13 protein-coding genes, 2 tRNA genes and 1 other RNA gene are annotated in these 16707 nt (G+C 49.7%); 9 read left to right on the top strand and 7 right to left on the bottom strand.

Features of this window, described 5'->3' with window-relative positions; all coding sequences use genetic code 11:
* Window positions 1-37: 37 nt before the first annotated feature.
* Both rprA and ydiK read right to left on the bottom strand, forming a co-directional pair.
* Window positions 38-143: antisense sRNA RprA (rprA, locus tag DES37_RS18545), an RNA gene on the bottom strand.
* Between the two features lie 197 nt (window positions 144-340).
* On the bottom strand, window positions 341-1432 hold the full coding sequence (gene ydiK / locus DES37_RS18540) for an AI-2E family transporter YdiK (protein ID WP_036108580.1): 1092 nt from the start codon (window positions 1430-1432) through the stop codon (window positions 341-343).
* A 232-nt stretch (window positions 1433-1664) separates the two neighbouring features.
* Here ydiK and ydiJ point away from each other — a divergent pair, with 232 nt between their 5' ends.
* From ydiJ to sufE, 8 genes are all read left to right on the top strand, one after another.
* Complete coding sequence (gene ydiJ / locus DES37_RS18535; RefSeq protein ID WP_110027228.1) at window positions 1665-4721, top strand: D-2-hydroxyglutarate dehydrogenase YdiJ; 3057 nt, start codon at window positions 1665-1667, stop codon at window positions 4719-4721.
* Complete coding sequence (menI, locus tag DES37_RS18530; protein ID WP_110027226.1) at window positions 4718-5128, top strand: 1,4-dihydroxy-2-naphthoyl-CoA hydrolase; 411 nt, start codon at window positions 4718-4720, stop codon at window positions 5126-5128. Before ydiJ ends, menI begins: the two co-directional genes overlap by 4 nt.
* 387 nt (window positions 5129-5515) lie before the next feature.
* Window positions 5516-5893, top strand: coding sequence for a Fe-S cluster assembly scaffold SufA (sufA, locus tag DES37_RS18525; protein ID WP_110027225.1), 378 nt, complete (start codon window positions 5516-5518; stop codon window positions 5891-5893).
* A gap of 2 nt (window positions 5894-5895) precedes the next feature.
* Entirely contained in the window at window positions 5896-7371 is a 1476-nt protein-coding gene (gene sufB, locus DES37_RS18520; protein ID WP_036108595.1) for a Fe-S cluster assembly protein SufB, read from the top strand.
* 23 nt (window positions 7372-7394) lie between these two features.
* Window positions 7395-8141 carry a Fe-S cluster assembly ATPase SufC gene (gene sufC, locus DES37_RS18515; RefSeq protein ID WP_110027223.1) on the top strand — a complete coding sequence of 249 codons (747 nt, stop codon included), beginning with the start codon at window positions 7395-7397 and terminating at the stop codon, window positions 8139-8141.
* Window positions 8116-9399 carry a Fe-S cluster assembly protein SufD gene (gene sufD, locus DES37_RS18510; protein ID WP_110027221.1) on the top strand — a complete coding sequence of 428 codons (1284 nt, stop codon included), beginning with the start codon at window positions 8116-8118 and terminating at the stop codon, window positions 9397-9399. The genes sufC and sufD overlap by 26 nt, the downstream gene beginning before the upstream one ends.
* Window positions 9396-10616 (top strand): cysteine desulfurase SufS, encoded by a 1221-nt coding sequence (gene sufS, locus DES37_RS18505; protein WP_110027219.1) that lies wholly within the window; start codon window positions 9396-9398, stop codon window positions 10614-10616. Before sufD ends, sufS begins: the two co-directional genes overlap by 4 nt.
* Window positions 10617-10642: 26 nt before the next feature.
* Window positions 10643-11059, top strand: a complete 417-nt coding sequence (sufE, locus tag DES37_RS18500) for a cysteine desulfuration protein SufE (RefSeq protein ID WP_110027217.1) — start codon at window positions 10643-10645, stop codon at window positions 11057-11059.
* A gap of 477 nt (window positions 11060-11536) precedes the next feature.
* On the opposite strand, the gene lpp is transcribed toward sufE, so the two are convergent.
* The 5 genes from lpp to mdtK all read right to left on the bottom strand — a co-directional run bounded on the left by lpp (window position 11537) and on the right by mdtK (window position 15796).
* Window positions 11537-11773 carry a murein lipoprotein Lpp gene (gene lpp / locus DES37_RS18495; RefSeq protein ID WP_036108615.1) on the bottom strand — a complete coding sequence of 79 codons (237 nt, stop codon included), beginning with the start codon at window positions 11771-11773 and terminating at the stop codon, window positions 11537-11539.
* Window positions 11774-12077: 304 nt separating this feature from the next.
* A complete protein-coding gene (gene pykF, locus DES37_RS18490) occupies window positions 12078-13490 on the bottom strand; it encodes a pyruvate kinase PykF (protein ID WP_036108618.1) in 1413 nt (470 codons plus the stop codon).
* Window positions 13491-14105: 615 nt separating this feature from the next.
* Window positions 14106-14182: transfer RNA gene (locus tag DES37_RS18485), tRNA-Val, on the bottom strand.
* 13 nt (window positions 14183-14195) lie between these two features.
* Window positions 14196-14272, bottom strand: a tRNA-Val gene (locus tag DES37_RS18480).
* A gap of 150 nt (window positions 14273-14422) precedes the next feature.
* Window positions 14423-15796: an MdtK family multidrug efflux MATE transporter gene (gene mdtK / locus DES37_RS18475; protein ID WP_036108620.1), complete on the bottom strand. Its 1374-nt coding sequence runs from the start codon at window positions 15794-15796 to the stop codon at window positions 14423-14425.
* A gap of 228 nt (window positions 15797-16024) precedes the next feature.
* Here mdtK and DES37_RS18470 point away from each other — a divergent pair, with 228 nt between their 5' ends.
* Window positions 16025-16681 (top strand): riboflavin synthase subunit alpha, encoded by a 657-nt coding sequence (locus tag DES37_RS18470; protein ID WP_110027215.1) that lies wholly within the window; start codon window positions 16025-16027, stop codon window positions 16679-16681.
* Window positions 16682-16707: the final 26 nt, after the last annotated feature.

Genomic DNA, 16707 nt, shown 5'->3' with positions numbered 1-16707 from the left:
TGGCGTGTTGCGTCTCCCTGTAAGATGAATTGCCAGAGCAAAAAAAAGCCCATCGTGGGAGATGGGCAAAGACTACACACAGCAATTCGTTGTTTCACTCAGGGGATTCATGTTTATAAACCAGATGTGATTTATAAGTCTGAGCTAATAGTAGTCATCCCACCCCTGAGCCGTCGATCGGATTCGTCTCAATAGTTAAATGTTTATAAATAGTAAAAAATGTTATTCAGCGTGATAAAAAAGGATGAGTGCAAGGAGTGGGTAAAAAACCAGCGAATCAATAAGTTTTGCTGAACAATCGGGTAATAAATAACCCGATTGTTCAGAGGGATATTACTTCTTAAGAAGAGGGCGGGGTATCGGTGGAAGTTTCTTCCAGTGGAGGCACTTTTTCGTTAACCCAGGCGGCAAACAACCGGTAGGACACCGCCAGTACTACCGGGCCAATAAATACGCCAATCATGCCAAATGCAATTAACCCACCAATAACACCGGACAGAACAACAATCATCGGCAGGTCTGCTCCCATACGAATAAGCATAGGGCGAATCACGTTATCCAACGTACCAACCACTGCACTCCAGACCAGCAATACAGTGCCCCAGGTATTATCACCACTCCAGTACAGCCAAAGGATTGCCGGTATCAGCACCAATAATGGGCCAATCTGCACCAGGCAACACAGCACCATTACTACGGTTAATAATGTTGCGTAAGGGATACCACAAATAGCCAGACCAATACCGCCCAGAATCCCCTGGACCAAAGCAGTTACCACAACACCTAACGCCACCGCACGTATGGCCTGAGCTGCCAGCACCACCGACGCATCACCACGCTCAGACGCAAGGCGCCGGGCGAAACGCCGGAAACCACCAGCAACATCTTCACCACGCCAGTAGAGTAATGCGCTGAACAGCACCATCAGAGCACAGTGCATCAGAAAACGCCCAAGGTGAGCCGCCTGCCCAACAAACCAGGTCGTTGTCGTACCAATATAGGGTTTTACTTTGGCAAGCAGAGTTGTACCGCCGCCATCAAGCAAGGCATGCCAGGAACTATAAAGCTTATCCCCAAAGAACGGGATGCTTTGCAGCCAGGCAAAATCGGGTGGAGACAGTTGGCCGGAACTGGCTGATTTAACCAGTGGTGCACTGGTATCCACCAGACTGTTGACTAACAACGAAATGGGGATGACAAACAGCAGTATCAGCAACAGTGTCATGACCAGAACGGCCAAAATACGTTTTCCCCACAGCAGTTTTTGCAGCCGAATCAACACCGGCCAGGTGGCAATAACCACAGTTCCGGCCCAGGCAAAGCCCAGAATGAACGGTTGAACTATCCAGATACACGCGATAATCATTAACGAAATAAACAGCACAGAGATAAGGACCCGTGCAATGTCCTGGTGAGGCTTTATCGTTTCCATAATAGTGTCATCAGCCGGTAATTACGCCATGATGCCCGGTAAAAAGCATCGTGATTAGCATAAGTGTCCATAAGGTATTGCAGATCTAATGATGATGTATTCCGCTATCTTTTTACAACTTAAAAGCGAAATAAAATCCCCCAAGCGTGGCATACAAAAATGTGATAAAACCATGAGTGCGCAACGCAAACGATAACTCATCTCTTTTTTCGTCAGACAGAGTCAAGTGCGAATGATCCCACAAATTTCTCAGGCGCCAGGTTTAGTGCAACTGGTGGTGAATTTTTTAGAAGCACTGGAGCAACAGGGTTTTACCGGCGATACCGCTACAAGTTATGCTGATCGCCTGACAATGGCGACAGATAACAGCATTTATCAGCTACTCCCGGATGCCATTCTTTTTCCACGTTCCACTGCTGATGTGGCGTTGATTACCCGCATTGCCAGTGAAGAACGTTTTGCGAGCCTGGTGTTCACCCCGCGCGGTGGTGGTACCGGCACCAATGGGCAGGCACTGAACCACGGCATAATTGTCGACCTGTCGCGGTATATGAACCGCATTATTGAAATTAACCCGGAAGAAGGCTGGGTCAGAGTCGAAGCCGGGGTAATTAAAGATCAACTCAATCAGTTTCTGAAACCTTACGGCTATTTTTTTGCGCCTGAGCTGTCTACCAGTAACCGGGCAACGCTCGGAGGCATGATTAATACAGACGCTTCCGGCCAGGGTTCACTGGTCTACGGAAAAACCTCTGATCATGTGTTAGGTGTCAGGGCTGTTCTGCTGGGCGGCGATATTCTTGATACCCGCCCAATGCCCGTAGCTTTGGCCGAATCTCTGGCTGAAGAAACAACTGCAACGGGGCGCATCTACAGTACGGTACTGAATCAGTGCCGTAATCAGCGTGAATTGATCCTCGAAAAATTTCCTAAGCTCAACCGTTTTCTCACCGGGTATGACTTGCGCCATGTATTCAGCGATGACATGCAACAGTTCGACCTGACACGCATCCTCACCGGCTCAGAAGGTACGCTGGCGTTTATCACTGAAGCCAAACTGGATATCACGCCCATTCCTAAAGTGCGCCGCCTGGTGAATGTGAAATATGACAGTTTCGATTCAGCGCTGCGCAGTGCGCCTGTCATGGTAGAAGCCAGTGCTTTGTCGGTTGAAACCGTCGATTCGCGGGTACTCAACCTCGCTCGTGAAGATATTATCTGGCATTCAGTGAGTGAGCTTATTACGGATGTGCCGGATAAAACACTGCTTGGCCTGAACATTGTTGAATTTGCCGGCGATGACGAAGCTCTGATAGAAAGCCAGGTCAGCGAATTGTGTGAACGCCTGGATGGCCTGATTGCCCGTGGGGAGTCTGGTGTTATTGGCTGGCAATTATGCAGTGAATTACCCGGTATTGAGCGTATTTACGCGATGCGTAAAAAAGCGGTTGGCTTGCTGGGTAATGCCAAAGGTGCAGCGAAACCTATTCCATTTGCAGAAGATACCTGCGTGCCACCAGAACACCTTGCTGACTATATTGTGGAGTTCCGCGCCTTGCTTGATAGCCATAATTTGAGTTATGGCATGTTTGGCCATGTGGATGCCGGGGTACTGCATGTTCGCCCGGCACTGGATATGTGCGACCCGCAACAGGAAATGCTGATGAAGCAAATCTCTGATGACGTGGTGGCGCTTACTGCCAAATATGGCGGGTTATTGTGGGGGGAGCATGGTAAAGGCTTTCGTGCGGAGTACAGCCCGGCGTTCTTTGGTGATGTTCTCTACAATGAGCTGCGGCGTATCAAAGCAGCTTTTGACCCTGGCAACCGCCTGAACCCGGGGAAGATTTGCCCACCGTTGGGTGTGGATGCACCCATGATGAAAGTGGATGCACCCAAGCGTGGCACTCTTGACCGCCAGATCCCTGTTGCAGTGCGCCAGTCATGGCGTGGGGCGATGGAGTGTAACGGTAATGGACTGTGCTTCAATTTTGATGCGAAAAGCCCGATGTGCCCGTCAATGAAAGTCAGCCAGCACCGGATCCATTCGCCAAAAGGGCGGGCAACACTGGTACGTGAATGGTTGCGCTTACTGGCCGACAGAGGCGTAGACCCGAACAAACTGGAAAAAGCGTTGCCGGGTGGGCACAGCAGTTTACGTAATTTGGTGGAGCGTGTTCGTCACACCTGGCATGCGCACAAGGGTGAGTACGATTTTTCACACGAAGTGAAAGAAGCCATGTCCGGGTGCCTGGCCTGTAAAGCCTGCTCCACCCAATGCCCGATTAAAATTGATGTCCCTGAATTTCGTTCACGCTTCCTGCAACTTTACCATACCCGCTATCTGCGTCCTGTGCGGGATCACCTGGTTGCCAGTGTGGAAAGCTATGCGCCGTTAATGGCTCGGGCCCCCAGGACATTTAACTTCTTCTTGCGCCAGAACTGGGTGCGTGATCTGACGGCAAAACATATTGGCATGGTTGACCTGCCGTTATTATCGACTCCCACACTGCAACAACAACTGGTGGGGCATCGTTCTGCCAACATGACACTGGAACAGCTTGAAGCGCTGCCAGCCGAGGCCCGTGAAAAAACGGTGCTGGTAGTCCAGGACCCATTCACCAGCTATTATGATGCGCGTGTCGTGGCGGATTTTGTCAGCCTGGTGGATAAACTGGGTTACAAACCGGTTGTCCTGCCTTTTTCCCCGAATGGTAAAGCGCAGCACATTAAAGGGTTCCTGGCGCGTTTTGCCCGGACAGCGCAGAAGACATCAGACTTCCTCAACCGCATTGCAGCGCTCGGTATGCCGATGGTGGGTGTGGATCCGGCGATTGTGTTGTCGTATCGCGATGAATACCGCCAGACACTGGGCGACGCCCGTGGCGATTTTTCTGTGCTGCTCGTGCACGAGTGGTTGTCTCAGTCACTGGATAAACTCAGCGCTCGTGAGCCTGCTGGAGAAGCCTGGTACCTGTTTGGCCATTGCACTGAAGTGACGGCACTGCCTGCATCCACCAGTCAGTGGGCGGGAATCTTCAGGCACTTTGGTGCCCGGCTGGAAGGTGTCAGTGTTGGTTGCTGTGGTATGGCCGGTACTTATGGCCATGAACAGAAAAATCACCAAAAATCCCTCGATATCTATGCGCTTTCCTGGCAACAGGCAATTGAACGTCTGCCACGCCAGCGTTGCCTGGCGACAGGTTACTCATGCCGTAGCCAGGTAAAACGTATTGAAGGAAGCGGTATGCGTCATCCCCTACAGGCTCTATTGGAGATACTTTCATGATTTGGCTGCGAGCAACAACTTTGCAAACGCTCAATACCATGGGCGAGGGTAATATGGTCGGGCACCTTGGGATTCGTTTTACGCAGTTGGGGGACGATTATCTCGAAGCAACCATGCCCGTTGATTCGCGTACCCAACAACCTTTTGGGTTACTGCATGGTGGGGCATCCGTTGTGCTTGCTGAAACCCTTGGTTCAGTAGCCGGGTACTTGTGTACGGAAGGGGAGCACAAAGTCGTGGGGCTTGAAGTTAACGCCAACCATTTGCGAGCAGTCACTCATGGAGATGTTACAGGGCGCTGCCAGGCGGTACATCTGGGAGGGCGGCACCAGGTCTGGCAAATTGATATCTATAACGATAAAAACCAGCACTGCTGTACTGCTCGCCTGACAACTGCAGTCGTCTGATAATACCCGCTGTTTACTTAACTGCACCTGGTGTGAAAACGTTCACCGGGTGCAGTTTTTGCTTGCCAGTACACCATTTCAGTTATGCCTTGTGCCAGATAAATCAGGCCATCAATGTTGGGTTATGTTGCCTGTTTGATAAATAGGTATTGCCTATGCATGTTTTATTTCCCCCATATTGATGCCTTTCTGTAAGCAAAAAAAACTTGAGTATCAATCAATTAAAAAACGTGACTGACATCAGGTAGTACGTTTTTTGAACGTCTATGCTTATTAAAAAGCACCAAAAAATGATAACCCGGCAATACCCTTGGTATTTCTGGGTTGAAGTGATAATACGTATCATTAACATTGGCTTTACAGGCTAAAGATAAGTTGAGGTGATACATGGCAACAGACTCCGGTTTATTCGACCCTGCAGAGATGAACTGGCAGGGCATAACACTGACAGATGCTGCAGCGCAACAGATAGTGCACTTAGTTGAAGTGACCCCCGGTCTTCAGGGGTTGCGGCTTGGTATCAAAGTATCGGGTTGTGCGGGTTTTGCTTATGTACTGTCCGAGGTAATGGCTCCACCACCAGACTGCCTGCTGTGTGAGCATGGCAGCGCCAGACTCTGGGTTGAACTGGCAGCCCTGCCTGTTATCGATGGTACCCATGTGGATTATGTGCGTGAAGGCCTGAATCAGGTGTTTAAATTTCACAACCCAAAAGCACGGCATGAATGTGGATGTGGCGAAAGCTTTGGGGTTGAAGCGGAGTAATTATGGCACGAGACACACAAGCAACAGGCTACTGGCAAGGGAAACTGAATTACAAGGAAGGTTTTTTTACACAGTTGCCAACCGATGAGCTGGGCAAAGGCCTGAGCGAAGAGGTAGTCAGGGCGATTTCAGCGCGTCGTAATGAACCCGACTGGATGCTGGAATTTCGCCTTAATGCCTTTCGTGCCTGGCAGAAAATGGAAGAGCCGCACTGGCTGAAAGCCCATTATGACAAACTGAATTACCAGGATTTCAGTTATTACTCAGCCCCCTCTTGCGGGCACTGCGATGATAACTGTGCCTCCCAGCCGGGGGCTGTTCAGCAGGCCAGTGGTGAGAATTTTCTGACTGAGGAAGTTGAAGCTGCGTTTAACCAGTTGGGTGTTCCGGTGCGTGAAGGCCAGGCGGTGGCGGTTGACGCCATTTTTGATTCGGTGTCTGTAGCCACCACTTACCGTGAAACGCTGGCAGAGCAGGGCATCATCTTCTGCTCTTTTGGCGATGCCATCGCGCACTACCCGGAGCTGGTAAAACAGTACCTGGGAACGGTGGTTCCGGCCAATGATAACTTCTTTGCGGCACTCAATGCGGCAGTCGCTTCCGATGGCACATTTATATACATACCCAAAGGTGTGCGTTGCCCAATGGAGCTCTCCACCTATTTCCGCATTAATGCGGAAAAGACCGGGCAATTTGAGCGAACTATTCTGGTTGCCGATGAAGGCAGTTATGTCAGCTATATCGAAGGTTGCTCTGCGCCGGTTCGCGAAAGTTACCAGCTACATGCGGCCGTGGTGGAAGTCATTATTCTCAAAGACGCTGAAGTGAAATATTCCACGGTACAAAACTGGTTTCCCGGGGACAACAATACCGGTGGCATCCTGAATTTTGTTACCAAGCGTGCATTGTGCGAAGGCCAAAACAGCAAAATGTCATGGACCCAGTCAGAGACGGGCTCGGCCATCACCTGGAAATACCCCAGTTGCATTCTTAAAGGCGACAATGCCATTGGTGAATTTTTCTCTGTGGCCCTGACCAGCGGGCACCAACAGGCGGATACCGGTACCAAAATGATCCACATCGGGAAAAATACCCGTTCGACCATTATTTCAAAAGGTATTTCCGCCGGGCAGAGCCAGAACAGTTATCGGGGCCTGGTGAAAATCATGCCTACAGCTACTAACGCCCGTAATTACACCCAATGCGACTCCATGCTGATTGGCCCTGATTGTGGCGCACATACCTTCCCTTATGTGGAGTGCCGCAATAACAGTGCACAACTTGAGCACGAAGCGACGACATCACGCATTGGCGAAGATCAGTTGTTTTACTGTCTACAAAGAGGGATTAGCGAAGATGATGCTATCTCAATGATTGTGAATGGTTTTTGTAAGGATGTGTTCTCCGAGTTGCCTCTCGAGTTTGCCGTCGAAGCACAAAAATTACTGGCTATCAGCCTTGAACACAGCGTTGGCTAAAACTCAAGGGTAAGGAAAAAAGTATGTTGCAAATTAAAGATCTCCACGTGAGCGCAGAAGGGAAAGCGATTCTGCAAGGGCTGAGTTTGTCCATCAGACCTGGGGAAGTCCATGCCATTATGGGCCCGAATGGTTCGGGCAAGAGTACCTTGTCAGCCACTCTCGCCGGGCGAGAAGATTATGAAGTTACTGAAGGAAGCGTCCTGTTTAAAGGAAAGGATTTATTAGCTCTGTCACCGGAGGATCGCGCCGGAGAAGGGGTCTTTATGGCTTTCCAGTACCCGGTTGAGATCCCGGGGGTGAGTAACCAGTTCTTCCTGCAAACTGCGCTGAATGCTGTCAGAGAATACCGGGGGCAGGAGAAGCTGGATCGTTTTGATTTCCAGGATTTACTGGAAGAAAAAATTCAGCAACTGGGCATGCCGGAAGATTTGCTGACTCGCCCGGTAAATGTCGGTTTTTCCGGGGGGGAGAAAAAACGTAACGATATTCTGCAAATGGCCGTTCTTGCACCGAGTTTATGTATCCTCGATGAGACTGACTCCGGGCTGGATATTGATGCGCTGAAAATTGTCGCGGCAGGTGTTAATGCACTGCGTGACGGGCAACGTGCCTTCATTATTGTTACCCATTACCAACGGATCCTGGACTACATCCAGCCAGATAAAGTGCATGTGCTCTACCAGGGGCGCATTGTTAAATCTGGCGATTTTAGTCTGGTAAAACAACTGGAGGAGCAGGGTTATGGCTGGCTTAGCGAAGGGAAATAATCCACTGCAACAGTGGCACCATTTATTCGCCGCCAGTGATAACAGTAAAAACGGCGAAGCACAGGCGCACATGCAACAGTTATTGCGAGAAGGGTTGCCAGACCGCAAGCAGGAAAACTGGAAATACACCTCACTGGACGCGCTGTCACGTTATGTATTCGTGCCACCAGAAACAGCTCTGCCCGGGCGTGATGTTCGTGACGGCCTGGCATTACCCATGGATGCCATATGTGTGGTACTGGTGAATGGCCGTTACTCGCCGGAATTAAGTGATGACCCAACAGCCTGTGGCTTCAGAGTACAGTGGCAAAACCATCCGGGTGGCGTGCCTGATGCGATACAACCAGAAATTTTCCTGCACCTGACGGAAAGTATGGCCCCGGGTGTTTTGTACATAGACGTTCCACCAGAACGGGTTACTGACAAACCACTGGTGTTGATGAATATCAGCACGAGCAGTGGTAATGACCATGGCGCTCTGCCAGCCAGCCATACGCGTTGTCATCTTACGTTGGGGCGCAACAGCAAGGCCACGGTAATTGAATACTATGCCAGTCAACATACCCAGGCACATTTCACGGGAGCACGCCTGAGCATCGTTGCCGGTGAAAACAGTGAACTGCACCACGTTAAACTGGGGTTTGAAAACCCACAGGCCTGCCACTTTGCCCACAATGACCTGTGGGTGAACCAGGACTGCCGCGTATTCAGTAATAGTTATCTGTTAGGCGGGCAATTAGTGCGCCATCACACCAGTGGGCGCATTGACGGAGAAAATGCCACGGTGCGGATAAACAGCCTGGCATTACCGGTGGGGCGTGAAGTGTGCGATTCCCGTAGCTGGCTTGCCCATAACAAAGGCTATGGCAACAGCCGGCAATTGCATAAAACAATCGTTCAGGATACTGGTCGGGCGGTGTTTAACGGTCTGATTACGGTCGCACCCCATGCAATCAAAACCGACGGGCAAATGACCAACAACAATTTATTACTTGGTCGTCTGGCTGAAGTGGATACCAAACCACAATTAGAAATTTATGCCGATGATGTGAAATGCAGCCATGGCGCCACGGTCGGGCGCATAGATGACGAGCAATTGTTTTACCTGCAAGCCCGGGGAATAAGCCGGTCAGCAGCACGGCGCATGATAATTTATGCGTTTGCTGCTGAACTGACCGACGCCATCACCGATGAATCACTGCATGGCACAGTGCTTGAGCGCATTGGGTTGCGGCTGCCGGAAGAGGGGCAATTATGAATGAACAAATAGCGCAGGCCCGGTTCGATTTTCCTGTACTGGCGCAGAGGGTGAATGACAAACCACTGGTGTATCTCGACAGTGCGGCAAGTGCACAGAAACCGCAGTTTGTCATAGAAGCTCAGGCCGACTTTGAGCGGCACCACTATGCGGCAGTACATCGGGGGATACATACTCTGAGTGCAGAGGCCACGTCGCGCGTAGAAGCCGTACGCCAGCAGGTTGTTGATTTTATCCACGCTCAAACCCCCAGTGAAATTGTATTCACCAGCGGAACCACCGAAGGGATTAACCTCGTGGCAAACAGTTGGGGCAACCAGCATGTGAGGGCTGGCGACAATATTATTATTAGTGAGATGGAGCACCACGCTAATATTGTGCCCTGGCAAATGCTCTGTGAGCGCACAGGCGCCTCTGTGCGCGTTATTCCCCTTAATAGTGATGGAACCCTTCAGATTGACGCGCTGGACACGCTTATCGATAGCAGAACGCGCCTGCTGGCTGTTGCTCAGGTTTCAAATGTGCTGGGCACTATTGCACCACTTGAAGCCCTGATAGCCAAAGCAAAACAGGCGGGAGTGGTTGTTCTGGTTGATGGTGCACAAGGGGCGGTTCATGGCCCGGTAGACGTTCAGTCAATGGGGTGTGATTTTTACGTGTTTTCCGGCCATAAGCTGTACGGGCCATCGGGCACCGGGGTGTTATATGGGCGGGCTGATATTCTGGAATCTATGCCACCCTGGTCTGGTGGTGGGGCAATGATTGAATCTGTAAGCCTTACGGAGGGAACCCAGTATGCCTGTCCGCCGTGGCGCTTTGAAGCCGGAACGCCCAATATTACCGGAATTATTGGTCTGGGTGCGGCAATAGAATATGTCACCCGCCTGGGTATGGGGGTTATCCATGACTGGGAAGCTGAGCTTATCCGCTATGCCATGGAAATGCTGCAAACAGTGCCCGGTCTGCACATCTATGGCCCGGCTGACCGGGAAGGGGTCATTGCCTTCAATCTGGGGGCGCACCATGCTTACGATGTCGGCAGTTTTCTGGATAGCTACGGTATTGCCGTGCGTACCGGCCACCACTGTGCCATGCCGCTGATGTCCCATTACCAGGTACCGGCAATGTGCCGGGCATCGTTTGCGCTGTATAACACACGTGAAGAAGTGGATACGCTGGTTACATCCCTGCACCGTATTCAGCAATTGCTGGGCTGAGCAAGAAGTGCTAATGGAGGCATTGAGTGGCTGTATTACCGGACAAAGACAAACTGGTTAAAAATTTTTCCCGGTGCGCCAACCGTGAAGAGAAGTACCTGTACATGATTGAACTGGGCCAGCGGCTTGATACCCTGGCTCCTGAGATGTACAGCAAAGACAACCTGATTTCAGGCTGCCAGAGCCAGGTATGGCTGGTTCTGGAGGTTACCGGGGGCAATTTAGTGCGCTTCAGTGGTGACAGTGACGCAGCTCTGGTTAAAGGGCTACTGGCTATCGTTTTTTCCCTTTACCAGGGGATGACGCCAGAACAGGTGGCGGTATTTGATGTCCGCCCCTGGTTTGAGCGGCTCGATATGGCACGCCAGCTCACTCCATCCCGGACACAAGGGCTGGAAGCCATGATTCGCGCGGTCAGAATAAAAGCCGGGCAGTTAAAGTAGCCGGGTATGAGTCGTGTTTACCTGCCTTAATAAAAATTAAAATACAGAACAGTCTTAATTTAAACAGACTGTCCTGTTGTCTGATTTTTATTCCTAAAAATTTGGCACAACACCTGGCGCTAAAACTTTTTTAAATAACTCCGGCTTCAGGTAACAACAATACCTGGCGTATTAATACAAAAGTTTTATGTAAAAATAACTGCTGTAAATATTGACAGTGAAACTGACCGGCCTGTTAAAAAAGTGGGGCCGGAAGCGTTTGTCAGTACTTTTGCCAGGGGGAAACTCTGGTTCAGGTGCCGTGGGGCAATGGCAGAAATTATTGCGCTTACAGCTGGTGGTATGGAGCCGGGAAACTTAAAGGGAAGTCACACAGAGGACACATGAGAAACAGCGGGAAGAAGAAGGCATAAGAAGGCAGACTGATTTACAAATAAAAATGCCGCACAAAGTGCGGCATTTTCATCACATGGACTCTTACTTACGGTAAGAGTGAGCCATGTTGTCCAGACGCTGGTTAGCGCGAGCTGCGTCATCTTTAGCAGCCTGAACGTCGGAACGCATTGCGTTCACGTCGTTGCTCAGTTGGTCAACTTTAGCGTTCAGAGTCTGAACGTCAGAAGACAGCTGATCGATTTTAGCATTGCTGGAGCAACCAGCCAGCAGAGTAGAACCCAGGATTACCGCGCCCAGTACCAGTTTAGTACGATTCATTATAAATACCCTCTAGATTGAGTTAATCTCCATGTAGCGCTACAAGTATTACACAAACTTTTTTAGTATGAGAATATTTTTTTGATGGGAATACACCTATTTTTGATCGTTCGCTCAAAGAAGCATCGAATGTACACTTCCAGTTAAAAAATCGCGATTAATTCTGTTCTTTTCATCGGATTAAACTTCCATTAACGGAATTTAAATAGTGAAGGCCTATTGGTATTTTTTAAAAAGTGTAATGGGAAAATAAAAAAAGGCGCCAGAGGCGCCTTTAGCAAAGCATAAACTACGTAAAATAAATTTAAAGTACGTGCACAGATGCCGTGTTGGTGGTGCCACTTGGTACTAAAGCACCAGAAACCATGACCACAACATCGCCTTTGCGTGCTAAACCGCTGGCGAGTGCAGCTTCTTTACCCTGGCGGTAGAAATCGTCAGTAGAGGCAATTTCAGTGACCTGCTGTGCAATAACACCTTTGCTGAGTACCAGCTGGCGAGCAGTTTGCGGGTTAGTTGTCAGCGCCAGAATGGTTGCATTCGGGAAGTATTTGCGAACAGATTTTGCAGATTTGCCACCCTGAGTTGCTACAACAATCACAGGTGCATCCAGTTTCTCAGCCGTTTCTACCGCGCCACGGCAGACTGCTTCGGTGATGCGCAGTTTACGGCTGTCGTGGTTATCATCAAGGCGGCTGCTCATCACACGGTCAGTGCGTTCGCAAATGGTTGCCATGATAGAAACGGCTTCCAGCGGGTATTTACCTTTGGCTGATTCGCCAGACAGCATAACGGCATCAGTACCATCGAGGATGGCGTTAGCCACGTCACCAGCTTCAGCACGGGTAGGACGCGGGTTCTTGATCATAGAATCCAGCATTTGCGTTGCAGTGATAACCACTTTGCGTGCGCGGATACATTTTTCGATCATCATTTTCTGAGCGAAAATAACTTCTTCTACTGGGATCTCTACACCCAGGTCGCCACGGGCAACCATGATGCCGTCAGAAGCTTCAAGGATGTCGTCAAAATTGTTCAGGCCTTCCTGGTTTTCAATTTTGGAGATGATCTGAATGTTGTCACCACCATGGGCTTTCAGGTGGGCACGAATTTCTTCAACGTCGGAACGTTTACGAATAAAAGATGCTGCAACAAAGTCAACGCCTTGTTCGCAACCAAAGATCAGGTCTTGTTTGTCTTTTTCAGCAAGTGCTGGCAGCGCGATGGAAACACCTGGCAGGTTAACCCCTTTGTTTTCACCCAGGTCGCCGTTGTTCAGTACATTACACACCACACGGTTGCCATCGATGGCGGTTACTTCCATACCAATCAGGCCATCATCAACCAGGACGGTATTACCAACAGACAGGTCAGCCGTAAAGCCTTCATAGGTAACAGCAACAATTTCGCTGTTACCAACCACAGTCTTGTCAGTAGTAAAGGTGAATGTCTGGCCGGCTTTCAGAGAAACATCATTACCGCCTTCCAGTTTCATGGTGCGGATTTCAGGGCCTTTGGTATCCAGCAGAATTGCTGCGTGCTTACCCGTTTTTGCCACGACATTACGCATGTTTTTGATGCGCTGACCGTGTTCTTCGTAATCTCCGTGAGAGAAGTTTAAACGCATCACATTCATGCCCGCTTCGAGCATTTTAGTCAGCATTTCTTCAGATTCGGTTTTTGGGCCGATAGTACAAACGATTTTGGTCTTTTTCATGACAATCTTATCTGTAAGTTGAGAAGGTTGAGGAATTGTTCTCCAGCCGCCGGTTGATAGCGGCAAGAGCGGAAATCAGAATTACAGTGTTGCGACACCACCCGAAATTTAAGGATAGGTGACGAAAGAAAAGCGTGCAGAATTAAGTGTGCTTGAGTTTCAGGCTGTGGAGGCGAGTAAGGGCAATTTTGCAGAAAGAAACTGTCCAATTTGCTGAAACCATTCAAAACCAATGATAGGCGCTATTATAATCCTAAATCACAGAAGAATGAAAATAAAAACGGCGTTTCATAAGGAATTCAGGCACAGTCACAATGATTTGTTATCATCAGGTTAGTTTTGTTTTATGCGCTATGAGAAGAAAAGGGCGCGTGAGCTGAAAGGTGCACAACAAAAGGGCTGAAGCGTTACTTAATAGATGGCTGGCAGAAAAAGTATTCAAAATAGCTGTTTTATACATTTACTTGCCTGAAATGGGTATTTCTTACTTCTTTTAACAAAAAATGCCTTGTTCCCTGCCGGCAAAAGCGCACGAAGCACACAGAGAACATGTGTGACTGAAAAGGTAAATTCAAACGGGAGATAATACGGAACTGGCGAAGAGAAACACTTGAATGGTGCGTCCGAGTGGACTCGAACCACCGACCCCCACCATGTCAAGGTGGTGCTCTAACCAACTGAGCTACGGACGCACAAAAGTAAGAATGGTGCGTTCAATTGGACTCGAACCAACGACCCCCACCATGTCAAGGTGGTGCTCTAACCAACTGAGCTATGAACGCATCACAGTGCCTTACAGCGGGACGCATATTAACGGCAGTGCCGTTTGGTGACAAGAGAAAAATAACAATTTTCTTTTGCCATTCACGCAATTGCTGGACAAGTGTGCAGAACGATGCAAAAACAGCCACCAATATATGGCGGCTGTTTGATTAGTGAGCTGCCCGGCGCAGGATGCGTTCAGCAGGTTGTTTTTGCAGGAAGCGCATCCGTATCATCATTAATATGGCGGCGGAAGTTAACCCAAGGATGAACCCGGTCCAGAAGCCTGCGGGCCCCATCGGTGCAACGATAACATCTGTGAGTGCCAACAGGTAGCCCGAAGGCAGGCCAATAACCCAGTAGGCAATAAAAGTAATGTAGAAGATGGAGCGGGTATCTTTGTAACCGCGTAGTATCCCGCTGCCAATAACCTGTATTGAGTCTGAAATCTGGTATACCGCTGCCAGCAACATAAGGTGTGCTGCCAGCGCCACAACTGCGGGGTTTTCATTATACAGCGTGGCAATGTGATACCGGAAAGTGACGGTAAACACTGCGGTAACAGCTGCCATACAAACGCCAAGCAGCAGCCCGGACAATGCGGAAATTTTAGCCGCGGGCGTGGATCCTTCCCCAAGACGAAAACCGACCCGAATCGTGACAGCAGCCCCAAGAGACATGGGTAATACAAACATCAGTGAACTAAAGTTCAGGGCAATCTGGTGGCCTGCAACATCAACAATACCCAGCGGTGCAACCAGCAAAGCTACCACGGCAAAGAGTGTCACTTCGAAGAACAATGCCAGTGCGATAGGCAGACCGAGTTGCACCAAACGCCATATTAGCTTCCAGTCCGGGCCACCGGAAATCTCTACCGCATAAATATCGCGCAGGCTGCGTGCGCGATGCGACCACCACAACATGCAACCGAACATGACCCAGAACACCATCGCGGTGGCGATACCACAACCGACACCACCCAGTTCAGGGAAACCGAAATGACCATAAATGAACAAATAGTTAACCGGTATGTTGACCAGCAGACCAATAAACCCCATCACCATACCGGGTTTAGTTTTTGCCAGCCCCTCACACTGGTTACGCACGACCTGGAAGAAGAGATAGCCAGGGGCGCCCCAGAGCAATGCGCGCAAATAACCCACGGATTTATCCGCCATTGCCGGGTCGATATCTTTCATGGCATGGATGATATAGCCTGCGTTCCACAACACGGCCATTATCAACACGGAAACAATGCCAGCCAACCAGAACCCCTGGCGAACCTGGAGCGCCACTTTTTCACGGCGACCAGAACCATTAAGTTGCGCAACAACCGGCGTCAGCGCCAGTAACAGACCATGACCAAACAGAATTGCGGGGAACCAGATTGAAGTCCCTATCGCAACGGCTGCCATATCCGTGGCACTGTAACCCCCGGCCATTACGGTATCCACAAAGCCCATTGCTGTTTGGGCGATTTGCGCAAGAATAACCGGAATAGCCAGTGCTAATAACTGACGCGCTTCTGTTAGATACTTCTGCACGAGTACACCTATATCTTTTTGTTTCAGGAAAGAATTAAATGCCGCCTCACCTGGCAGCAGGGGGATAAGACTGAGGAAATCGCCAGACTATTGTAGCGGGAGTTTACTATTACGCCAGTGAAAAAAAATAGTGCCGTTAATGGTTAGCTGGCATGCACCAGGGCCACCTGTTATTGTGCTTCTTATTTTGTAAAATTCAGGCGGGGTGAAACCGCTGCGGGAGAGAATATGTTTACGGGTATTGTGCAGGGAACAGCCACCGTAGTGGCTATCGATGAAAAAGAAAACTTTCGTACACATGTTGTGGAACTGCCAGACTCAATGCTACCGGGCCTGGAAGAAGGGGCTTCAGTCGCACATAACGGTTGTTGCCTGACAGTAACGGGAATAGACGCCAATCGCGTCAGTTTTGATTTAATGAAAGAGACACTGCGTATCACCAATCTTGGTGATGTTACACCAGGCTCGCTGGTCAATGTTGAGCGTGCGGCAAAATTCAGCGATGAAATTGGTGGCCACTTAATGTCTGGCCATATTATGACTACTGCTGAGGTGGCGAAAATTATCACCTCTGAAAATAACCGCCAGATTTGGTTTAAAATTCAGGATGCCTCCCTGATGAAGTACATCCTGCATAAAGGCTACATCGGTATCGATGGCATCAGCCTGACAGTAGGCGAAGTTACTGCCACCCGTTTTTGCGTACATTTAATTCCGGAAACATTGCAACGTACTACGCTGGGTACGCGTAAACTGGGGCAACGGGTTAATATTGAAATCGACCCGCAAACCCAGGCGATTGTTGATACTGTGGAGCGCGTATTGGCAAGCCGGGACGCAAGTGCTGCCAGCCTGAGCCAGGTTTTGGCCGAAAAGCAGGACTGAGTCAGGTATCCCGGCTCACGTATTAA

This window comes from Mangrovibacter plantisponsor (genome assembly GCF_003182475.1).
GTDB classification, from domain to species: domain Bacteria; phylum Pseudomonadota; class Gammaproteobacteria; order Enterobacterales; family Enterobacteriaceae; genus Mangrovibacter; species Mangrovibacter plantisponsor.
The sequence above is the reverse complement of the archived record's forward strand: the minus strand, read 5'-3'. Positions and strand labels throughout refer to the sequence as shown.